General features: G+C 72.1%; 12 protein-coding genes and 1 pseudogene. 7 read left to right on the top strand and 6 right to left on the bottom strand.

What is annotated here, in order from left to right; translation table 11 throughout:
* Positions 1-97 precede the first annotated feature (97 nt).
* Both ABEA93_RS13210 and ABEA93_RS13215 read left to right on the top strand, forming a co-directional pair.
* A complete protein-coding gene (locus tag ABEA93_RS13210; RefSeq protein ID WP_345675659.1) occupies positions 98-295 on the top strand; it encodes a hypothetical protein in 198 nt (65 codons plus the stop codon).
* Between the two features lie 9 nt (positions 296-304).
* Positions 305-2,230 (top strand): aKG-HExxH-type peptide beta-hydroxylase, encoded by a 1,926-nt coding sequence (locus tag ABEA93_RS13215; RefSeq protein WP_345675660.1) that lies wholly within the window; start codon positions 305-307, stop codon positions 2,228-2,230.
* 58 nt (positions 2,231-2,288) lie between these two features.
* On the opposite strand, the gene fxsT is transcribed toward ABEA93_RS13215, so the two are convergent.
* From fxsT to ABEA93_RS13240, 5 genes are all read right to left on the bottom strand, one after another.
* Complete coding sequence (gene fxsT, locus ABEA93_RS13220) at positions 2,289-6,704, bottom strand: FxSxx-COOH system tetratricopeptide repeat protein (protein WP_345675661.1); 4,416 nt, start codon at positions 6,702-6,704, stop codon at positions 2,289-2,291.
* A 77-nt stretch (positions 6,705-6,781) separates the two neighbouring features.
* On the bottom strand, positions 6,782-7,915 hold the full coding sequence (locus ABEA93_RS13225; RefSeq protein WP_345675662.1) for an AAA family ATPase: 1,134 nt from the start codon (positions 7,913-7,915) through the stop codon (positions 6,782-6,784).
* A 100-nt stretch (positions 7,916-8,015) separates the two neighbouring features.
* Positions 8,016-9,506: a VMAP-C domain-containing protein gene (locus ABEA93_RS13230; RefSeq protein ID WP_345675663.1), complete on the bottom strand. Its 1,491-nt coding sequence runs from the start codon at positions 9,504-9,506 to the stop codon at positions 8,016-8,018.
* Positions 9,499-10,431 (bottom strand): effector-associated domain 2-containing protein, encoded by a 933-nt coding sequence (locus ABEA93_RS13235; RefSeq protein WP_345675664.1) that lies wholly within the window; start codon positions 10,429-10,431, stop codon positions 9,499-9,501. The genes ABEA93_RS13230 and ABEA93_RS13235 overlap by 8 nt, the downstream gene beginning before the upstream one ends.
* A 762-nt stretch (positions 10,432-11,193) precedes the next feature.
* Entirely contained in the window at positions 11,194-12,756 is a 1,563-nt protein-coding gene (locus ABEA93_RS13240) for a hypothetical protein (protein ID WP_345675665.1), read from the bottom strand.
* 339 nt (positions 12,757-13,095) lie between these two features.
* Between ABEA93_RS13240 and ABEA93_RS42120 the strand changes: the two are divergent.
* Positions 13,096-13,263 (top strand): annotated as a pseudogene (locus ABEA93_RS42120) (MFS transporter); the annotation flags it as partial.
* Positions 13,264-14,106: 843 nt separating this feature from the next.
* Here the strand turns inward: ABEA93_RS42120 and ABEA93_RS13250 are convergent.
* Positions 14,107-14,571, bottom strand: a complete 465-nt coding sequence (locus ABEA93_RS13250; RefSeq protein WP_345675667.1) for a hypothetical protein — start codon at positions 14,569-14,571, stop codon at positions 14,107-14,109.
* 451 nt (positions 14,572-15,022) lie between these two features.
* Between ABEA93_RS13250 and casA the strand changes: the two genes are divergently transcribed.
* The 4 genes from casA to cas5e are packed head-to-tail and all read left to right on the top strand — an operon-like array spanning position 15,023 to position 19,325.
* Entirely contained in the window at positions 15,023-16,744 is a 1,722-nt protein-coding gene (gene casA, locus ABEA93_RS13255; protein WP_345675668.1) for a type I-E CRISPR-associated protein Cse1/CasA, read from the top strand.
* On the top strand, positions 16,737-17,378 hold the full coding sequence (gene casB, locus ABEA93_RS13260; RefSeq protein WP_345675669.1) for a type I-E CRISPR-associated protein Cse2/CasB: 642 nt from the start codon (positions 16,737-16,739) through the stop codon (positions 17,376-17,378). The genes casA and casB overlap by 8 nt, the downstream gene beginning before the upstream one ends.
* On the top strand, positions 17,371-18,519 hold the full coding sequence (cas7e, locus tag ABEA93_RS13265) for a type I-E CRISPR-associated protein Cas7/Cse4/CasC (RefSeq protein WP_345675670.1): 1,149 nt from the start codon (positions 17,371-17,373) through the stop codon (positions 18,517-18,519). The genes casB and cas7e overlap by 8 nt, the downstream gene beginning before the upstream one ends.
* Positions 18,516-19,325, top strand: a complete 810-nt coding sequence (gene cas5e / locus ABEA93_RS13270) for a type I-E CRISPR-associated protein Cas5/CasD (RefSeq protein WP_345675671.1) — start codon at positions 18,516-18,518, stop codon at positions 19,323-19,325. The genes cas7e and cas5e overlap by 4 nt, the downstream gene beginning before the upstream one ends.
* Positions 19,326-19,329 lie beyond the last annotated feature (4 nt).

Raw genomic sequence — 19,329 nt, forward strand, 5'->3', positions numbered from 1 at the left:
CTTTTCGCTGGGCTTCCGGTTGGGCCACTATGGGAAGGAGCCTGTGCATTGGACGCAATGTCACCGACTTCGGCACACCGACAGGGGGCAACGGGACGTGACGACACCAACCATCGAAATCGAGACCGGACTGGTCGACCTCAGCAGTTGCGCACTCGGCGACGTGATGGCCAACCAGGACCCGCCGTTCGTCGACGCGCTGTGGTCGCTGGTCCACGACCTGGGCCAAGGCGCCGCCTCCCAGGCCGCGGGCGGCGGTGGCGGCGTGACCCCCTGCGACGGCGACGACATCTAGAGCCGGCAGGTGCAGCAGCCGCCGGCCCCTCGACCGGGCTTGGCCCGGTACCGGATCCCGGCATCGGACATCGACGCGCTCGCGCGGGGGCGGGTCCCGCTGGGCACCGGCCGCCGTCTCTCCGACACCGAGCGCGGCAGGCGGATGCTGATGCTCCGGGCGGTCGCCGACACCGCGCGGGACGGCGCGGCGGACCTGCGTTCGCCGCTCCTGCCGATGCGGCACGCGCTCGGTGTCCTGGTCAAGGTCGAGCAGATCCGGCCGGACGTCGTCCGCGACATGCTGGAGCACCCCGGCACCGGCATCTGGGCGGTCCGGGTCCTGGACCGCCTCGCGGCCGAACACGGGCCAGGTCCCGCGGCCGCCGCCGCGCCGCCGCTGTGGGTGGAACTCGGCTACCTGCACAGCCTGGCCGCCACGGCCCTCCTCCGCTCCGGACTCGAAGGGACCATCCGGGTACCGGTCCGCGACGGCGCCGTCGCGCTGCCCACCCTCGGCCGGGTCCGGCTGGCCGCCCCCGTCGTCGGCACCGAGGACGACCGGTACGGCTGGGCGACACTACACCTCCCACCCCCCGGCGGCGGCCCCACCGTGCTCACGGCCGCGGACCGGACCGTGGCCGTTCCCGCCGACCTGGGCACCCGTCAGGAGCCGTGGCTGCCGCTGCGGGTCATCCCGCTCGCCGCCGAAGGCAGACGCGTCCCGACCCGCCTCGTCCTGGAGGATTCCGACCCCTACCGGGACTTCCGCGCAGACGCCCGCACCCCGCCGAGCCGCTACCTCACCGACCACGAGGCCGGCCGCTGGCGGAAGCTCGTCTCCGAGGCGTTCGACATCCTCACCACCCGGCACCCGCACACGGCGGCGCTGGTGACCGCGGCCCTGCGCGTCCTCGTCCCCCTCCCCGAGGCGCCCCGCTTCCGGATCGCCAGCGCGTCCCACAACGAGGCGTTCGGCAGCGCGGTCATCGCACTGCCGCCCGATGCCCGGGATCTGGCGGTGACCATGGTGCACGAGGCCCGCCACTCGATCCTGAACGGGCTGCTGCACCAACTCCCGCTGCTCGCCGACACCGCCGCGGCCGAACCGCGCCATTATGCGCAATGGCGTACCGACCCGCGCCCGCTCTCGGGCCTCCTGCACGGCGCCTACGCCTTCGCCGGCGTGGCCGAGTTCTGGCGCACGGAACGCCACGCCGTCAGCGGCCCGCAGGCCGATCTGGGGCACTTCGAGTTCGCCGTGTGGAGCCGCGGCGTGCTGGCCGCCCTGGACACCCTGTGCGTGTCTCCCGGCCTGACCCCTCTGGGACGGCAGTTCGTCACCGGCTTGGCCGACGAGTCGCGCCCGTGGGCCGACGAGGCCGTACCGGCCCGCGCGCACGCCTGGGCCCTCGACGAGACCGCCGACCTGAAAGCGGTGTGGCGGGCCCGGCACCTGCGCCCGCCGCGCGGTGCCGTGGACGGCTGGGCCGACTGCTGGCTGCGCGGCGCCGACCCCAAGACGGCGCCCGCCATCAGTTCCCGCCTGCGCCCCGAACCGAACGCCGGATTACCCGACGCCCGGAGCGAGTTCCGCAGAATCCTGCTGGCCGACCCGGGACTGCTGCCGGCCCGCGTTCGGGAGACCGCCGCGTCCCGGCGTCCGCCCGCCATGACCGCCGCCGACATCCACCTGCTGCACGGTGACCCCGCCCGGGCCGCCCAGGGATACGTCCGGGTGCTCGCCACCGCGCCCGGCCTGCCGTCCGCGTGGGTGGGACTGGGGCTGGCCGCGGAACACCTCGGCGAACCCTCCGCCGCGCGCGCCCTGCTCCGGCACCCCGAAGCGGTTCGTGCCCTGCACGGCAACCTCGCCGAGACCACCCGGCGCGCCCCGGACCCGCTCACCCTCGCCGACTGGGTCGGGCGCGTCCCCGAGGCGGCCGGAGACGACTGACGCGGGCGGCGCCCACGGCACCGCCCGCATCCGTCACGCCCGCCCGCGGCGGCGCCGCCTACAGCGGCATCGGGTCGATGTCGCAGTTCGCCGGGATACGCTCGCCGGCCGCGATCGTGCCCGGGTGGTCCTCGCCGAGGATCCGGATGTAGCGCTCCATCGTGTCCGCGTGCAGGGCTTCGGCTTCGGCGTCCTGGCCCAGGTGCGGCAGGCCGAGGGCCAGATTGTTCGCCACGGCCAGCGTCGCCGGGTGGTCCGAGCCCAAGTGACGCTTGCACGTGACGAGCGTCTTGGTGGCGAGATCGACCGAGGCCTGGACGTTCCCGAGGGCCAGCAGGTCCGCGATGAGGTTGCTCGCGCAGGCCAGCACGCTCGGGTGCTCCTCGCCCAGCTTGGCCCCCAATTCGCCGGTCAGCCGCACGTTGAGGTCGCGCGCCTCTTCGACGCGCCCCATCAGCCGGAGGCACACCGCGTGGTTGACCAGCGCGCTCAGCGCGTGCGGATGGCCTCCGCCGAAGAGCCGCTCGTAGCCGATGCAGGCCTGCTCGCTCAGCTCCAGCGCGTGGGAGAGGTCGCCGCTGTGCCGGACGTCGATCGAGTGCGCCAGCAGCGCGCTCAGCGTGTCCGGGTAGTTCTCGCCGTAGCGGTTCCGGAACTCGGTGAGCGCGCTCGCGGACAGCTGCAGGGCTTCCTCGTGCCTGCCCTGCCGCCGTTCCGTCACCGACAGGCTGCGGAGGCTGGCGATGGTGTTCGGGTTCTTCGGGCCGAAGATGTACGCGCAGCGGCTGGACACTTCCTGCTGGGTGTCCCGCGCCAACTGGTAATTGCCGGTCTCCATCTGGTCGATGGCCAGCGCCGCCAGGGTGTTCAGCGTGTACAGGTCGTTCTCGCCCAGCTCTTCGAGCTTCCGGCGGTGGGTGTCCTCGTCCAGCTCCAGCGCGGCTTGGGCCGATCCGGTGAGGCGCAGGTTCAGGGCGACGCGGTGCGCGACGACGAGCGAGGCGAGGTCGTTGGGGCCGAACTTGCGCAGGCTGACCTCGTACACCTCCCGGTCCAGATCCGCGGCGGACGCGAAGTCGCCGCGCATCCGCAGGTCCCACGCGAGCATGCTGGTGATCTCCAGCGTCATCTCGTGTTCCTCGCCGAGCGTGGCCACCATCGCGTCCCGGTTGCGCAGGTCGAGGTCGTACGCCTCGTCGTAGCGGCCGAGGATGCGCAGGGCGTTCGCGTACTGCTGGGCGACCGTCATCACGTCGCCGTGGTCGTCGCCGTCGTCCCGCCGCCACTGCTCGTAGGCGCGCCGGGCCAGGTCGCGGGAGCCGTCGTGGTCGCCCCACGAATACATGTACTGGATCTCGTTGCGGACCAGCTGGCGGACCCAAGGCTCGTGGGACTCCACGGCGTTGCTGCTCAGGACGTGCGGCAGCAGCTCGCCGTACCTGGGCCACTGACCCGGGTCGGTGGGCGCGTTCGGGTCGCCGTTGGCGAGCAGCGCGTGCGCCCCGCGCCGCATCTGGTCCTGGAGGCTCTGCGGCATCTGGTTGATGAGGACCCGTTGGACCAGGCGGTGGAGCTGGAGGGTGTTGGTGCTGTGGTTGATGCGGGCGAGCGCGTAGCGGTTGATCTCGCGGATCGCCCGGCTCAGCCGGATCGGGTCGCCGAGCGCGGCCGCCAGTTCGGGCGGCACCGGCGCGTCGCGGACCCCGGTGAGCAGCCGCCGCGAGATGGGCTCCGGCGCGAAGAACGCGCAGACCTGCAGGAGTTGCAACGCGGCGGGGTGGTTCTGCTGGAGGCGTTCCAGCGACACGTTCCACGCCGCGGCCACCGACAGCGGGTAGTCGGCGGGTGGGGCGCTCACCATGAGGTCCGCGGCCTGCTGTTCGAACAACCGGAGGTACTCCTCGGCCGGCATGCCCGTCTCGGCCAGCCACACAGCGGCCTGTTCGATGCCGAGCGGGAGGTCGCCGAGGGTCTCCGCCAGTCGGTCTGCGGTGGCGTCGTCGAGGTTGGGCGCGCGGAGCTGGAGCAGCTGGCGGCTTTCGTCGCGGGCGAACACGTCCACTTCGAGAGGGCGGGCCGCGGTGCTCCACTGGGCGTTGCGAGAGGTCACGAGAATTCGTCCTGGGCCGTTGGTCGGGAAGAACTCCCGCACTGCGTCAAGGTCTTCCGCATTGTCGAAGATGAGGAGCCAGTTCTTGTACGGCTCGCCTATCCGCAAGGCCTCTATGACGGCCGGGACGGCGGCGTTCGCCTCACCGCTGCCGACCTCCAAGTGGAGCCTCCGGGCCAGTTCGACCAGGACCTGCCGGATCTGCTGCGGCTGCTCGGCGGAAATCCACCACACGACCTGGTACTCGTGCATGTGCTTGTAGACGTATTCGACCGCCAGCTGCGACTTGCCGACGCCGCCCATGCCCTGGAGCGCCTCGGGAAGGACCGCGGTGGTCCCTTCCTGCAAGCGGGCGTGCAATTGCTCCAACAAGAGCCCGCGCCCGGTGAACGCGCGGTTCCGCGGAGGCACATTGCCCCAGACCGGCGGCGGCTTCAGCGCCATTTCGGTGGACCTGGCGGCCATCGGCTGCACGCCACTCACGGACACGTTCCCTCCAACTGATTCTGTCGTTTCCTCCGCGAGGATCGACGGGGGGTCCCCAGGTGAGACGGGGACGTCAGCCGATTCCTCAGGGTAGCCACTGTTCGTGTCGATCGTGCGACCATCAGTGACCGCGGCCGCCCCTGGCACGGGGTGGTTCACTCGGGTAGGCGAAGGGCCGGCGGCGAAGGCGCCCGCGGCCATGCGCTCCCGCAGCAGGCCGACCATGGCGCTGTGCTGCCCGTCCAGCGCGGTCAGCGCGGGCAGCGCCGGGGTGAGCCAGGCTTCCACGGCGTCGAGCGCGGGCAGGCGCGCGGCCGTGCCGGGACGCACCACCACGTCGCTCAATCGGCGGAGCGTCTGGCCGGCGCTGCCGGGCACGCAGTCGGCGAACTGGTCGAAGGCCAGGCGCAGCGCGAGCACGGTCTCGCGCCGGGTGCCGTCGGCGAGCAGGTGCTGCCTTACCCCGGCCGGGAACTCCAGGTCGACACGGGCGGCGGCGGGCAGCGAGGCGTCCGCGGGTGCGGCGTGCAGGAGCCCGCTGAGCAGCAGTTCCGCCAAGTGCCAGGGCCGGGCCTCGGGGAGCAGGCGCTGCTGGAGGAGTTGCAGCACGGTCAGGTTGAGCGGTATGGCCGCACCCAGACGTGCCAAGTGATAGGCCAAAGGGCTCAATTGCGCCTGGAGGCGGCGGACGTCGTCGGATGCCTCCGGCGCGTCGGCGGCCGCCTCGGGGATCCGGACCGCGGGGGCCGTCGGCGGGACCAGGACGGCCTTGGCGGCGTATCCCGCGGCGTCGTCGCGGCGCACGAACCGGGCCCACCCGGACAGCGCCTCGGGGGTGAGTTCGAGGACGGGCACGGGCATGTGGTGCGGGTCGGGGCGGCCCGGTCCGTCCGCGTCCGGGTCCCGCGCGAGGAGGCCGAACGGGTCGTCGTGGCACGACCAGTGCCGGTTCGCCGCGGCCGGGGCCGGGCTGTGCAGCACGGTGCGTTGGGGCACCACGGGCATACGGGACCACAGGTACTCGGGCAGCAGATTGACGACGGCCACCGGTGCGTCGTCCGCCCAGCGGGCGAGCTGCCGCAACGCGGCCCCGTCGCGCCAGTGGCCGGCGTGCATGTCGCTGAGCACCATGACCATGTGCCGGGCCCCGTCGTGCGGCCCCCCGCCGGGGGCCGGACCGCCGGGCTCGGTGCCGCCCGCCGCGCCCGGAACCGCCGCCGCGGGCCACGCACGGACGACGACGTCGCGGAACGCCCCGGAGCCGGACAGCGCGGCGGCGAGCCGTTCCACGGTGCGCGACCACAGGGCACGGGCCTCGCCGGTGTCCACGACGAGGGACATCGTGAGCCACCGTTCCCGCGCGGGCCGGAACCGGGGCGTCCACATGCCCTGCTCGGCGCGGGACTCGGCGGTGGCGGCCTCGTCCAGGACGACGTCGACCCGGGAGTCGAGCCTGCGGCGCAACGGACGGAAGGCCTGTTCGATCTGGCGGGAACGGTCGAGCGCGCTCGCCGCGCCGCGTCCGGGCGCCGCCTCGCCTGGCAGTGCCCGGGGAGGTCCTTCGCGGGGAGCCGACCCGTAGACGGCCCCGATCTCGGGTGCGGGGGAGTCGGGTGGCCCGTGCGGACGGCTCCCGGGTGCGGGCGGGACGTCTTCGGGGTCGGGGCCGGGCGGATCGGACGGCGCGGCCGCCGGATCCGGGGGGTCGGGAGCGGGGAGGGGGACGCCGGGTTCCGTCGCTGCCGCCGTCGGCGCGTGGGGCGGCTCGCCGGCGGGCGGGTCGCCCACGGATTCGCGGGCCTCCCGCAGCGCGCGGATGCGGAGTTCCCGCTGCGCGGCAAGCCACAGCACCTCGCCCGCCTCGTGCACGTGGAGCACGGCACGTGTGTCCCCACGCGAGGCGATACCCGGGTCAGTACCGTCACTCGCCCTACCGCGGTGGGAGGGCGGCAACGTCATGCAGAACCAACTCCGTCCAGCCTCTGCCACAGCGCGTGCAGTAATCGGTTCCAGGAGTCGGTGTCGAGGCCCGAGGTGGAGAGGCGCAGGTATTCGGCGTTCATGAGCTGGTCGGTGGGCAGCGGCCCGGAGGACTGCGCGCGGATCACGAAGTCACGGATCATACGCGTGCGTTCGTCGTCGTCTCCGGCGGCGGCGAACTGTGCCGCGAGGATCGCCGCCAGTTCGTCCTCGGCGGGCGGCTCCATGGTCAGCGTCAGGCAGCGGCGCAGGAAGGCCGGGGGCATGGTGCGTTCGCCGTTGCTGGTGATGACGACGAACGGGAAGGCCCGGCACCGGATCCGGCCGTTCCGGACGGTGTACGTCCCGTCCGGATCGTCGGTGTGCACGGCGGCCTCCGGCATCCGGGAGCGCACGCGGGACAGCTCCGGGATCGCGAACTCGCCTTCCTCGAAAGCCCCGAGGAGGTCGTTGGCAAGGTCGGTGTCGGCCTTGTCGAACTCGTCGATGAGGAGGACGCGCGGGATCTCCCGGGGGACAAGGGCCGTGCCGAGCGGGCCGAGCTGGATGAAGTCGCCGATGCCGACCGCGTCTTCCGCCGCGTCATGGGCCCCTTGCGCGGCGGCGGCGCGGGCCTGCGCGTCCCGGGCGGTGGCTTCCTGGATCCGTCCGACGGCGTCGTACTCGTAGAGGCCCTGGCGGAGGGTGGAACGGCTGGTGATGGTCCAGCGCAGGACCCTGCCGAGGCCGAGTTCCCGGCTCACCCGGTGGGCCAGGCTGGACTTGCCGATGCCGGGAGGGCCGGTAACGATCAGCGGGCGGCGCAGAAACAGCGCGGCGTTGACCATGTCGGCCTCGCGCGGTGAGCCGAACGCCGCCGTGACCGCGGGCTTGCCGAGGCGTCGGCGTATCTCCGCGTCGTCGTCGGGAGGCGGCCCCGCCACCACGGGGCCTCCGTCGAAGTCCCGCCAGGGCGGGGGTGGTGGAAGCCGGTCGGAAAGCGTTTCGCCGTCGGGGAGTTCGCCGTTCCCCCGGTAGATCCACCAGGCGCCGCCGGTGGAGTCGGCCGCCGACGTGAACGCGTCGGCGGAACCGCGCGCTCCGTTCGGGACGCCCCCGTTCACTGCCACCCCCCGGAGCATCGTGCCGATCGGCCGTCGTGCCGATCGACGACCTTGGTCTTTCTTCAGCGGTGCGGTGCCCGTGGGCCTTCCGCACGCCTGGCCGTGGTCAAGCGATCCGTTCCGGAACCTCGGGCAACCTGGTCGGGTCGTCCCACAGCACGGCGAAGCCGGGCCGGGCACAGCCCCCGCGCGTATCGTCCCCCGTTCGGGATGCGGAGCGCAAGCGGGCCATCTGGCAAGAGAGTTCGCCGAGATAGTCGCCGAGCTCATCCGGATCATTCTCGATCATCGACGTGTCGGAATCGGTCGCGTCGGAACGGAAGGGCCAGGCCACCAGGGGTACGCCGGCCACCAGCGCGGCGCTCAGCTCCTGTGCCCCGTGCGGGTCGTCAGGCGGGGCGCTGAGCCCCAGAACGGCGATCGCCGGGTCTGCCGCCAGCCGCGCGTACAGGCCGTCGTGGCGGGCGCCCTCACCGCTCCGGCAGCGGTGCATGCGCGCGCCCCCGTGAGCCTCCGGAGCTGCCCAGCGCATGCGCCAGGCGCGGTGCCAGTGCAGGGTGTCGATGCGTTCGAGGCTCCGCACATAGACGGTGTAGTCGTAGTGGAGAGGCGGGCCGCCGAACTCCGTGTCCATGATCTTCCTGCCCGCGAGAACGCCGTGTCGGGACCAGAGTTGGACCGGTTCGTGGATCATCGACAGCGGCAGGATGAACTCGACCACGAGGTTGCCGCGATGGGTGTGAAGGTGCGCCTCCTCGCGGTCGAGGACGGTGGCCACATATGCGCGTACCTGGTCCGCGTCGAGCGAACGGTCGTCGCGCCGCCGAGGCTCCCAGCCCGTGCCGTAGTTCGTCCAGTACGTGACGTCGATCCGGTTGCCCGACGAGGACGGCGACAACCGGATCAGCAGGTACGCGGGCGACTTCGCCTCCTGCCGCCATCCGCTGACGCCGCGCAGCAGGTCGTCGAGCACGGCCTGCGCCGCCTGCGGCTCGGGGGCCGACGCCCGCACTTGGCGGCTTATCCACGTCCGCAGCGCGTCACCGCGGTCGGAGGGGACCACCGCGGCGAGGTCGGTGAGAAAGCGCAGGCTCCGGGCGATTCCGTCGGCGGGCAGGTTGATCCGGGCGAGATGCTCGTAGGCCTCGGCGGCCGTGCCGACGACGCCCGGGAGCACCGCGAAGGCGTCACCCGCCGCGTGGCGGTGGATCGCCTCCAGCCGCGGGACACTCGACTTGTCCAACCCGTCGAGCAGCACGAAGAGTTCGTCCGTGGCCGGGGCACTGTGCGCGGCCTCGATCGGGTCCACGAGACTCGCCGCGTACTCCGCGTGATGGTCCTTGCCGGACACGATCCAGACCGCGTGGGTCAAGGCCCGCCAGCCGTCCGGGACGTCCCCGAAGGCCTGCACGATGTGGAAGAGATGGAGGTGGGGGTTGCCGGAGTCCCTGACCCTGACGTGCTTCCCCAGGATCTCCTGCGCGTAACTCACGCACGCCCGTCGACCGTCGGCGTCGTCGAGGATGTCGACCCTGCCCAAAGCGTCGACCAGTTGTTCGGTGACGCTCGGGGACCGACCCGCACGGAACCTATCCATCGTCGTCCACACGGGTCGGCCACGCCCGTCGCGCGTGCGCGGTGAAATCGGCGGCGGCGGCGGTGTCCCCCTCGATCTGCCGCACGGCGTCCACCAAGGCCCGGGGCCCGTGGACGAAGGCGTCGCACCGCGCGACGATCTGGAAGAACCCGAGCCTCGGGCTGCGGGACCGCGGCACCGTCGCGGCGATGTCGGACGGCAGGACGGACAGCAGATCGGCGCCCCCGTCGACCCGGAACGACTCGACGGCCAGCAGCAGATCGACCAACGGCCAGATCGCCGCCGGGGGCAGGGGCGCGGGCGGCGGAGCGGAGCTCGGCCGCGGTGCGCTCCGCGGGGGGAGCGCGAACGCGGTCCCGTCCAGGGTGTCGAGCGGGATCATCCACGAGACGCGGGCCGCGGTTCCCTCGAACACCTCGGCGAGGACGCCCGTGACGAGCCCGCGTGCCTGGTCCCACACCCCCGCGCCGCTGAACCCCCGCTCGACCGCGGCGCCCACCGCGTCCAGGCCGTCGACCTGCCGCCAGTCCGGATACGAACCACCGGCGGCCACGACGCGGCCGCGCGACCACAGCCCGCCCGGGACCGACCGGGGGTGCCCGAACACGAGGACGGGCGCGCCGCCGCCGTCGGCACCGGCGGAGCCGTCGCCGCAGCGCCCGAGCGCGGGCGGCACCGCGCCCGGCGGCGGCGGTCCGGCGAGGCGCAGCACGGCGAGGTCGCCGGCCGGGGCTTTCCGCAGCCATCCGCCGGGGGCGACGTGCGCGAGGACCCGGGGCGTGCCGCCCACCGACGCCGGCCCGCCCGGCACGCCGGGGAAATCCAGGGGGACGGCCCCGTCCGGAGGGTCCGATTCCGGCCGCAGACCGAACGCCGCCTCGACCACGTGGGCGCACGTCAGGACGGCGCCGTCGGGCAGCAGCACACCCGCTCCCGCGATCTCCGCGCCCCCGTGCGACCACACCCGAACGCGCCACGGTGCGGCGCCTGGCGATGCGGAGCCCCCGAACTCGCGCAACCCCTGTCCCCCTTGCTCTCGCGGCGGGACCATCAGGGTAAGCCGAACGACTGCTTGACGGCACGGGTTCGTTGCCCGGGATTCGCCGTGGCCCCGAGGCGGCGGGCGGCCGCGCCGACCCGCCGCCGAGGCCCCGCCCGCCGCCCGGCGGCCCCGCTTCGCAGGGCGGCGGAATCCGGCGCGGTGCCGCTTCCGGCCCCCCCGCACGCCGCATCGACGCGCCGCTCCGGCCGAGGCCATGCGTGCCGGCGCCCGCGACGGCGGCAATCGCTTCCCCACGGCCCCAACCGGGTTGCGGGCACGCCCCGAAGCGGCCGGGGCAAAGGGCGGTCCGGGCGACCCGCGATGTGGTTGACGGTGCGTGCTGCCTCCGGGCCGCGTCCCACGCGGAAGCAGCCGGCACGGGCGACGGGGCGGGCGAGGCGCTCGAACAAGAAGCTGCGGCACTGGAGGAGCGCCGGGTCGTCCCGGCGCCGCGCGGGACGGCGGTGCCGCGTCAGCCCGCGCCGCCGATGTCCGACGCTGCGGTCGACCGGTCCCTGACCGGCGCCGGCACCGCCACCACGAGGGGCCCGCACACGTCATCGAGCAGCTCGCGGTGACCGGGTCGTCGCGGGTGGCGAAGTAGCCGTGGACGGCGCCCACTCCGCGCGGTCGCGGCGCGGCTTCTCACTTGCCGAGCCGCGTGTCCCTGGCCAACTCCACGGCGGTCGACGGCTGCCGGGGCCGGGCCTGCCGAATCACGGCCACGCCCACCCACGGATTCGCCGCCCCTGCGCGCGCCTGGTGTCGCACGGTGGGAGCCGTCGAACGCTGAGCGGCGTTCACCTTCCCCAGGCCCTTGGTCGGCGCGGCCGCCATCGGGGCCACCGTGGGTACGTGCTTCGGCGCCGGCAGGTCCGGCACGTCGTTCCGCGGGGAGGGCAGGCCCAGTTCTTCGTTCCGCCGCGCCGCCGCGTTCGCCGCCGTGCGTCCGCCGGGCTGCTTCTGGTCTTTGGCGAACGGCGTCGTATTCGCCGTCGGCGTGCCCGGCAGGCGGGTCGCGGGGGCGTCGACGACCACGCGCGCTGTGCGCGCCTGGCCGTCCCTCCCCTGGTAGGGGACTTCGTAGTGGGGAAGCGGAGAGGCCCCGCGATCGGTGTCGTGGTCAGCGTATGGGACACCGGCGGCCATACGGTCTGCCGTCGTGCGATCGGACGGCCCGGGCTGTAGCTCGGGCCGCACCGCGGGTTTGGGTGCCACCGGCGGCGAAGAGCGATGTATGGCCACGCTGCCGGTCCACGGCGTCGGCACACCCCGCGCACGCTGCGCAGGCATGACCATCGGCGGGATCCAGTCCCGACCCGACCTGTCCAGGCGTTTCGCGGATGCGGTCGCCTCATGCCCCGCCGTCCCGGACGACTCCGGGACGAGCAGGGTGCCGTGCGAACCGGCCGACGACTGGGCGCCGGACGCCCTCGCCACCGTGCGCCGGCCGACGGCGTCCAAGGCGAACTTGCTCGGCCCGCCCGTGCCGTCGCCGAGCCCCTTGGCAAGCGCGTCGCCGGTGAGCCGGACGGGACGCGGAGGCTGGGGACCGCCGCCCACGAACACCGGGACCTTGCCGTAGTCCAGGCCCCGAAAGTCGCGCACTACCGTGATGAGCGGACGCCCGGGACGCGCCTGGGCGTTATGCCGCGTGATCATCCTGCGTCTTGCCGGGCGGCTCGCTCGTTCGGCGGCCGTGACGCGGTCCTCCCCTGCCTGGGCTGCCGCGGCGTCGTTCGCGGCCCGCAACTCGGCCGGGGTCATGTTGCGTCGCGCCGCCTCGGCGTCGAAAGCGGCCATGTACTCCCGCATGCGCTCGTCAAGGCGGGCGGCGAGCGCCGTCGCGCCGCCCGTGTCCTGGCTGTCCTGGGAGCGTGCGACCTGCCGCTTCCGCCACTGGTTGACATCGCTGCGGACCGCCTTGTCGCGTCGCGCGACTTCTCTGCGCTGTGCACGCGGACTTCCGGTGAACTGGCCCTCGCGACTCGCGGACGGCTGCGTGCGGGCGACGCGCGGAGCGTTGTCGGGCTGCATCAGTTCCGTCGCCACGTACTTCGCGTGTCCGGTTCCCTGGCCGACCGCACCGGTCACCGCCCGGTAGGTGACGCCGATGCGCCGCGCCATGGTGATCAGCGCCTCGGTCGCGGCATCTTGCGCAGCTTGCCTCGCGGCGTCGTGCGCGGGCTCGGAACTGTCTGCGGCCATGGTTCACCCGTCTTCGCTCAAGATCCGCATCAGCCTACGTGCGCGGGCGACTCCGGGACGGGGGAACGTCCCTCATCTTCCCGACTGAACCCCCTCAAGCCCTCCGCAACGAGGGGCCACGGCACCGACGCCCCCCTGGACGGCGGCCCGCAGCGGGGCAGAAGAGCCGAGCCCGGGCGTTGCCCCGGAATGCAGCACGGTGATTGCGGCGGCTCGCCTGTGAAAGAAGAGACGGAGCACACAGAGAAAGTATTCGACCGGCGCATGACTTCGGCCGTGTCGGTCACGGTTCTCGGGTCCCTGATTTCGGTTCTGGACACGACGGTCGTCCACGTGGCCATGCCGTCCCTGGTCACGGGTTTCGGCACGTCGCCGGTGACGATCCAGTGGGTCGGCACGGTCTACCTGCCGGCACTGGCCGCGGTCGTGCCGCTTTCCGGCTGGGCCAACGACCGGTTCGGCGCCAAGCACGTGTGGATCTCGTCGACGGTGGTGTTCACGGCGGGCTCGCTGCCGTGCGGGCCGGCGACGTCCATGCCGATGCTCATCGCCGCGCGCGTCGTCCAGGTCGGACTCCGAGGACGGGCGGATGACCCCGTTGCGTCAGCCCCGCTTCCGCGGGGACCACGACTGCTTCGAGCAGCGGGTTTTCGGCAAGGGCGGCTCACCCCCGCATGCGCGGGGACCACGGTGGGGATCCACCGCTCCTCGGTGAGGTCCGCGGCTCACCCCCGCTTCCGCGGGGCCCAGTCGCTCGGCACGCGAACTCCGCTGCCTGTCATCGCGCGTCGTTCCGAGGCCGAGCAGTTGTCCCAGCCTAAGCCCAACCCGGCACCTCGGCGGCGGGGGATCGAAGAAGTCGGCCCATGGCAACGTTCGGTCGCTGTTGTCGAGTCGCTTCGGTCGCTCAGCGTTTGCGCAGGTCAAAGCGGTGTGGCCGGCGACCCGACAGCCGTCAGTCGCTCCCGCCGGTCTTTGGCCCGGTCGAGTTCCCGCTCAGGCAAGCCGGGTCCGCCCATCACCGCGGCCATACGGCTTCATGGGCTCTGCGCGGGAATTCGCAAGTCCCGGAACCCCGCGCGCGCAGGGCCGACGAAGCGTTCGGCGCCCGGGGCAGCGATGCGTCCGAGCAATCCCCGCACGTACAGGGGCGGGATGCGCGCTTTGGCGAAGCCAATACGCCTGCAGGGCCACCCGCCTTCTCGATCCGACTCTAGCCCTCGGCATACGAGCGAGGAACTGTTGGTCCCGGGGCCGCTCGGGAGCGGGCGTAGCCGCATTTCGCGGGGGAGGAGCCGAGCGGTCGCGCCGGAGCGGGCCCGACTCAGAAGCCACGACCCAGTTCGGGGTTCACGCCGGCGCCTGGGCCCCGGGATCGCTCACCGGCGGGCCGGCCACCCGCCGCCCCGTGTCCGTCCTCGGGAATCCTCGGCGGGGTCGCCCTTTCGACGCGCCGATCGGGGGCGTCGACGCGACCCAGGCAGGGGTAGGCGCGTCACGGTGAGCGGTCGTCACCGGTGCCGGCCCCGGACTCCAGGACAGCGGCGTCAGGTCCGGAGCCGCATTGCTCGCCGACGCGAGGTCCGAACCCGCGGTCTTGGCAGGGTCGCGCGGGACTGTGGCGGCGAGCCGGTCGCGCACCCAGTAGGCCGTGACCTGGAGGCCGCGGCCGTAGAGGGCGGGTGCCACCACTTTGTGGATGAGGGCGGTCCCGTCGTCGAGTGCCCGGTCGAGGCCGGCGCCGTCGTGCTCGGCCGCACCCCGGACCTCGGCGATGACGTCGGGGACCACGACCGCCGCCTGGGTCGCGCCCACGACGGCCGTCCCGGTCGGCAGATCCCGTTCCACTCCCGCGGTGTGTGCCGGCCCGAGCCGCTCGGCCCAGCCGGCGGTGCGGTCGACGACCTCATTGCATCGTGCGGTCGAGTTTGACGGCGGCCACCGCAACGTCAAGCATCGGATCGGCGATGGTGAGCACCTGAAGGTCCAGCAGGCAGACTTCGCTGTGCTCCGACTCCCGCCGTGGAGCCACCCGCAGCAGCAGCTTGTCGTAGTGCAGGCTTTGTGCACGACACCGGGTGCACGTGGGGTGAACCCGGCGGTCTCTTCGGTCGGATCTTCGTAGAGCGCGTCGTCGATTCCGAACTCTCTTGGTAATAGCCCGTGGGACGACACTGCCACTTTCGTGGACCCCGGTAGATCTACGGATCCCGATCCGAGGCGAGGTTCATAAACTCGGGAAACTGGCAATCGATTGGAACAGCGCATGCCCGTCTTCAATCTGGTCGACGATCCGTGGCTGCACGGGGAGTCGGCGGTACCGTCGCCCACCGTGGCTGCCGGTCTTGACGGACGCGGGTACAGCCTCCGGGAGTTGCTGCTCGATTCCCATCGCCTCGCCGGTGTGACGGTCGAAATCCCGACGATGTTTCCGGCGTTGCTGCGGCAGGTTGTGCTGCCGGTTGTCGTGGACGCGCTGGGGCATCCGAAGACCACGGCGGACTGGCTCGGCCGTTTTCGGCAAGGTGAGTTCACCCCGGCGGAGCGTGAGCGACTCGACAGCTACCTCGACGACTGGCGCGCCCGCTTCGACCTCTTCGATCCGATCGCACCATTCGGGCAGGCCGGGGGACTTCACACGGCAAAAGGCGAGACAAAGGGGGCGGCGCTTCTCGTCGCCACCGCGGCGACAGGGAACAACGTGCCGCTGTTCTCATCTCGCACCGAGGGCGACACCTTGGCCCTGACCCCGGGGGAGGCGGCGAGGTGGTTGTTGCACACGCAATGCTGGGATACCGCCGGCATCAAAACCGGGGCCATGCACGATTCCCAAGCCAAGTCCGGGAAGACTACCGGGAATCCGACGGGTCCTCTGGGGCAGTTGGGCGTCGTCGTGCCCATGGGCCGAACCCTGTACGAGACCGTCTGGCTGAACATCCCGATCCGTCCGGACGGAAGAGCCGACCGGGATGTGCCCCACTGGCGGCGTGCGCCCCAGGACGCCGAGTGGAAGGTCAGGTCCGCCGACGGAGTCCTGGACCTGTGGACATGGCAGTCGCGCCGGATCCGGTTGTTCCCCGAAGACACCGCCGAGGGGATACGGGTCACTCGGGTCATCGTGGCCGCCGGTGACCGGCTGCGCGAGTTGCCGGAAGTGGAACCGCACACCGCCTGGACACTTCCCGCCGCCGGCCGAGCCAACGCGGCCTCGGCCCCGATGGCGCGTCGGCCGCGGCGTCACCAGCCGGGGAAGGCCACATGGCGGGGACTCGATGCGCTGCTCGCCGCACAACGTCCGGAAGCGCCTGCCACCGCTCACCAGGACGGGTTCGCGACCAGCGTGCTGGTGGCCCAGATGCGCGGTGTTCTCGGCCGTCTCCCCCCGGCCTACCCCCTCCGCATCGACCTGACAGGGGTGTTCTACGGCAACCAGTCCGCCGTGGTCGACGACATCTTCCACGATGCGACACCCCTGCCGCTGCAGGCGCTTTCCCGGGATTCGCCGGTCCGCGCCGCGATTCTCGACGCTGCCGAGCAAGCGGAACAGCTTGCCCGCGCGGTCAACATCCTCTCGGCGGACCTGCGGCGCGCTGCGGGCAGCGAGCCGATTCCCTGGGACAGGGGCCAGCGGCCGGGTGAACTGGTCCTGCACGGGCTGGACCCTCTGATGCGGCGCATGCTCACCGGCTTGCGCGCTGTCGACGAGGACGAAGCCCTGATCCGACGCGGTCGCCTGGCGTGGGAGCAGCTTGCGTGGCGCTGCACCTGGCAGATCGCCGACCGGGTGATCTCGACGGCGTTGCCGAGTGCGTTCGGCGGGCGGACCGTCCAGCAGAACGGAAGAGACGTCGCCTTCCATCTCGGTTCCGCCGTCACCGACTTCCGCCGCCGCATGCGGGAGATCCTCCACCGAGCGGCCGAGGCTCGCGCCGCGGCGCAAGCGTCGAACCCTGTGCCCGCTTCGACCGAGGACTCCGTCCATGCCTGACAACCCGGGAAAGCCCATGCGCTACTGGAACCGCTTCACGGCACCGGACGGCACCTGGCGCAAGAACCCCGTCACCGGACTGGCCGGGCCTCCGCCCGGTGAGGACCTGGCCGCACTGCGCAGGGGATTGTCCGTGCCTCCAGGCACGTCTCTGCCCATCTGGCGGCTGTGCTCGGCTCCTGTCGACGACCGGCTGGCGCGCCGGGATCAGGTAACCCCTGAGCAACGAGCCGAGCATGCGGCGCTCGCGCTGTACGGACTGCACCAGCAGTCACAGCGCACTCCCATGCACAAGCGCGGCGTCTCCGCCGGCGCGGCGCTCCGAACCATGCGCAGCACTGGTGCATACAGCGGGGACGCGGTCGACCGTCGGGTGAACGCCGCCGTGACCGCCACCAGTACGCGGGTGTTCGTGGCACGGCTGCGCGGCCTGGTGACGCAACTCCGCGGACAAGGACTGCCGTTGGACTACGACCTGCTGGTCCGTGACCTGATGGCTTACGAACGACCGGCAGGCCGGGCCGCGGTGCGCGAGCGCTGGGCCGTGGCCTACTACAGCCGGCGGCCACCGGGACGACGCCCCGATGAACACGTCTCCCTCTCCCCACGCATCTCGGAGCCCTGCCATGAGTGAAGCGCGCCGCGCCTACTTGGATGTCCACATCCTCCAGACGGTGCCGCCCGCAAACCTGAACCGCGACGACCAGGGCAACCCCAAGGAGGCATACTTCGGCGGAGTCCGCCGCGCACGGGTGTCCTCACAGGCCTGGAAGCGCGCCACGCGGATGGAACTGGCGTCCCGACTGCCCGAGTTGGAACAGGGCACCCGGACCAAGCGGATCGTCGCCGAACTGGCCGGCAGACTGCGCCGCACCGGAGTGGACGACGAACAAGCGCAACGCCTTGCGTCGTTCTTGCTGGTGCCGTTGGGGATCAAGGCGGGGAAGAAGGCAGGGGAGACCGCGTACCTGCTGTTCTACGGGCACCGTCAACTTGAGGACATCGTCGATCTTGTCGCCGGCGATGCGGTCGAACTGGCCGGGTTGGACGACGAGGCGTTGACCGCGCACGTCAAGGAACTACCGGTCGTGGACAAGCTCGGCGTCGGCCACCCGGTGGAGGTGGCGCTGTTCGGCCGTATGGTCGCGGCGATCGCGTCTCTCAATGTGGATGCTTCCGTGCAGGTTGCGCATGCGCTGTCCACGCACGCGGTCGACTTGGAGTTCGACTACTACACCGCTGTCGACGACCAGAACCCGGTGGGGGAGACCGGCGCGGCGATGATCGGGGACGTCGGCTTCAACTCGGCGACGCTGTACCGGTACGCCACAGTCGGCCTCCACCAGTTGCACCGCAATCTCGCGGACCGCGGAGCCGCGCTCAAGGCCGCGATCGCCTTCGTCGAGGGCTTCGCCCGTACCGTCCCCGGCGGCTATCAGAACGCGTTTGCGCACCGCACCCTCCCGAGCACGGTGGTGGTGATCGTGCGGACCGATCAGCCGGTCAACCTGGTCTCCGCGTTCGAGGAACCCATCACGGCCACCGACGGGATCGCGGCGGCCTCGGCCGTGCGGTTGGCCGAAGAGTACGGGCGCGTCACCGAGACTTGGGGCGGCGCTCCCGGGCATCTGGCCGTGTGCCACACCTTCGACGAGAAATCACCGGCGGCCGGCCGGCTTCGCGAACTCCTCGGTCCGCCGGTGCCGTTTCCACAACTGACCCGTGGACTCGCACGGCCGCTGGAGGACGCGATGGGATGGGGTCCCGGCGCATGACGGCCGCCGAAGACCCCCGCGGGCAGGCCGTGCTGTTGCTGCGGCTGGCCGCGCCGCTTCAGTCATGGGGATATGCCAGCGCGTTCAACCGCCGCGAGACCCGCCCCGAACCGACGAAGTCCGGGATCGTCGGTTTGCTCGCGGCTGCGCAGGGACGGGCCAGGGAAGACGACATCTCCGACCTGGCAGCCCTGCGACTCGGCGTACGAGTCGACCAGCCCGGCACGTTGCTGCGCGACTTCCACACGGTGTCCGACTACCGGGGCCGCCCGCTCCTCCAGTCGGGGGTGACCGCGAAAGGCGTTCAAAAGCCGACCTCCCCGGCCAAGTACACGCACGTCACCCAGCGGTACTACCTTCAGGACGCGGTCTTCCTGGCAGCGGTCGGCGGCCCCGGGCCGCTGATCGAAGCATTGGACGACGCGGTTCGCAGCCCGGCGTTCCCGCTTGCGCTCGGCCGCAGGTCCTGCGTGCCGACCCAACCCATCCGTCTGGGGCTGCGGCGCGGCGGAGTGGAAGCGGCGTTGCGTGACGAACCGTGGCAGGTTTCCGAGCACGCCCGGAACGCGCACTGCCGCCGTGCCGGTGGCCGCCCTGCCCGCGTCGACCTGAACGCGACCGTGGACGACGACTCCGGAGACGACGTCCTCGGCGACGTACCCCGCTCCTTCGACCCACTCCGCCGGGGATTCACCAGCCGCCGTGTCCGGCACGTGCGGGTGTCCGCCCCCACGGGCATCCGGAATCCCGACAGCCCGGACCAATTGCCTTCCGGGCACGACCCATTTGCGCTCCTGGGATGGTGACACG

Origin of the sequence: Yinghuangia aomiensis, from assembly GCF_039542225.1 — a bacterium.
Lineage (GTDB): Bacteria > Actinomycetota > Actinomycetes > Streptomycetales > Streptomycetaceae > Yinghuangia > Yinghuangia aomiensis.

What these genes read in the sequence shown, in the direction of transcription:
- ABEA93_RS13230 (WP_345675663.1), bottom strand. Translation starts at nt 9,506, where the DNA reads ATGGATAGGTTCCGTGCGGGTCGGTCCCCGAGCGTCACCGAACAACTG.
- ABEA93_RS13240 (WP_345675665.1), bottom strand. Translation starts at nt 12,756, where the DNA reads ATGGCCGCAGACAGTTCCGAGCCCGCGCACGACGCCGCGAGGCAAGCT.
- casA (WP_345675668.1), top strand. Translation starts at nt 15,023, where the DNA reads ATGCCCGTCTTCAATCTGGTCGACGATCCGTGGCTGCACGGGGAGTCG.
- casB (WP_345675669.1), top strand. Translation starts at nt 16,737, where the DNA reads ATGCCTGACAACCCGGGAAAGCCCATGCGCTACTGGAACCGCTTCACG.
- cas7e (WP_345675670.1), top strand. Translation starts at nt 17,371, where the DNA reads ATGAGTGAAGCGCGCCGCGCCTACTTGGATGTCCACATCCTCCAGACG.
- cas5e (WP_345675671.1), top strand. Translation starts at nt 18,516, where the DNA reads ATGACGGCCGCCGAAGACCCCCGCGGGCAGGCCGTGCTGTTGCTGCGG.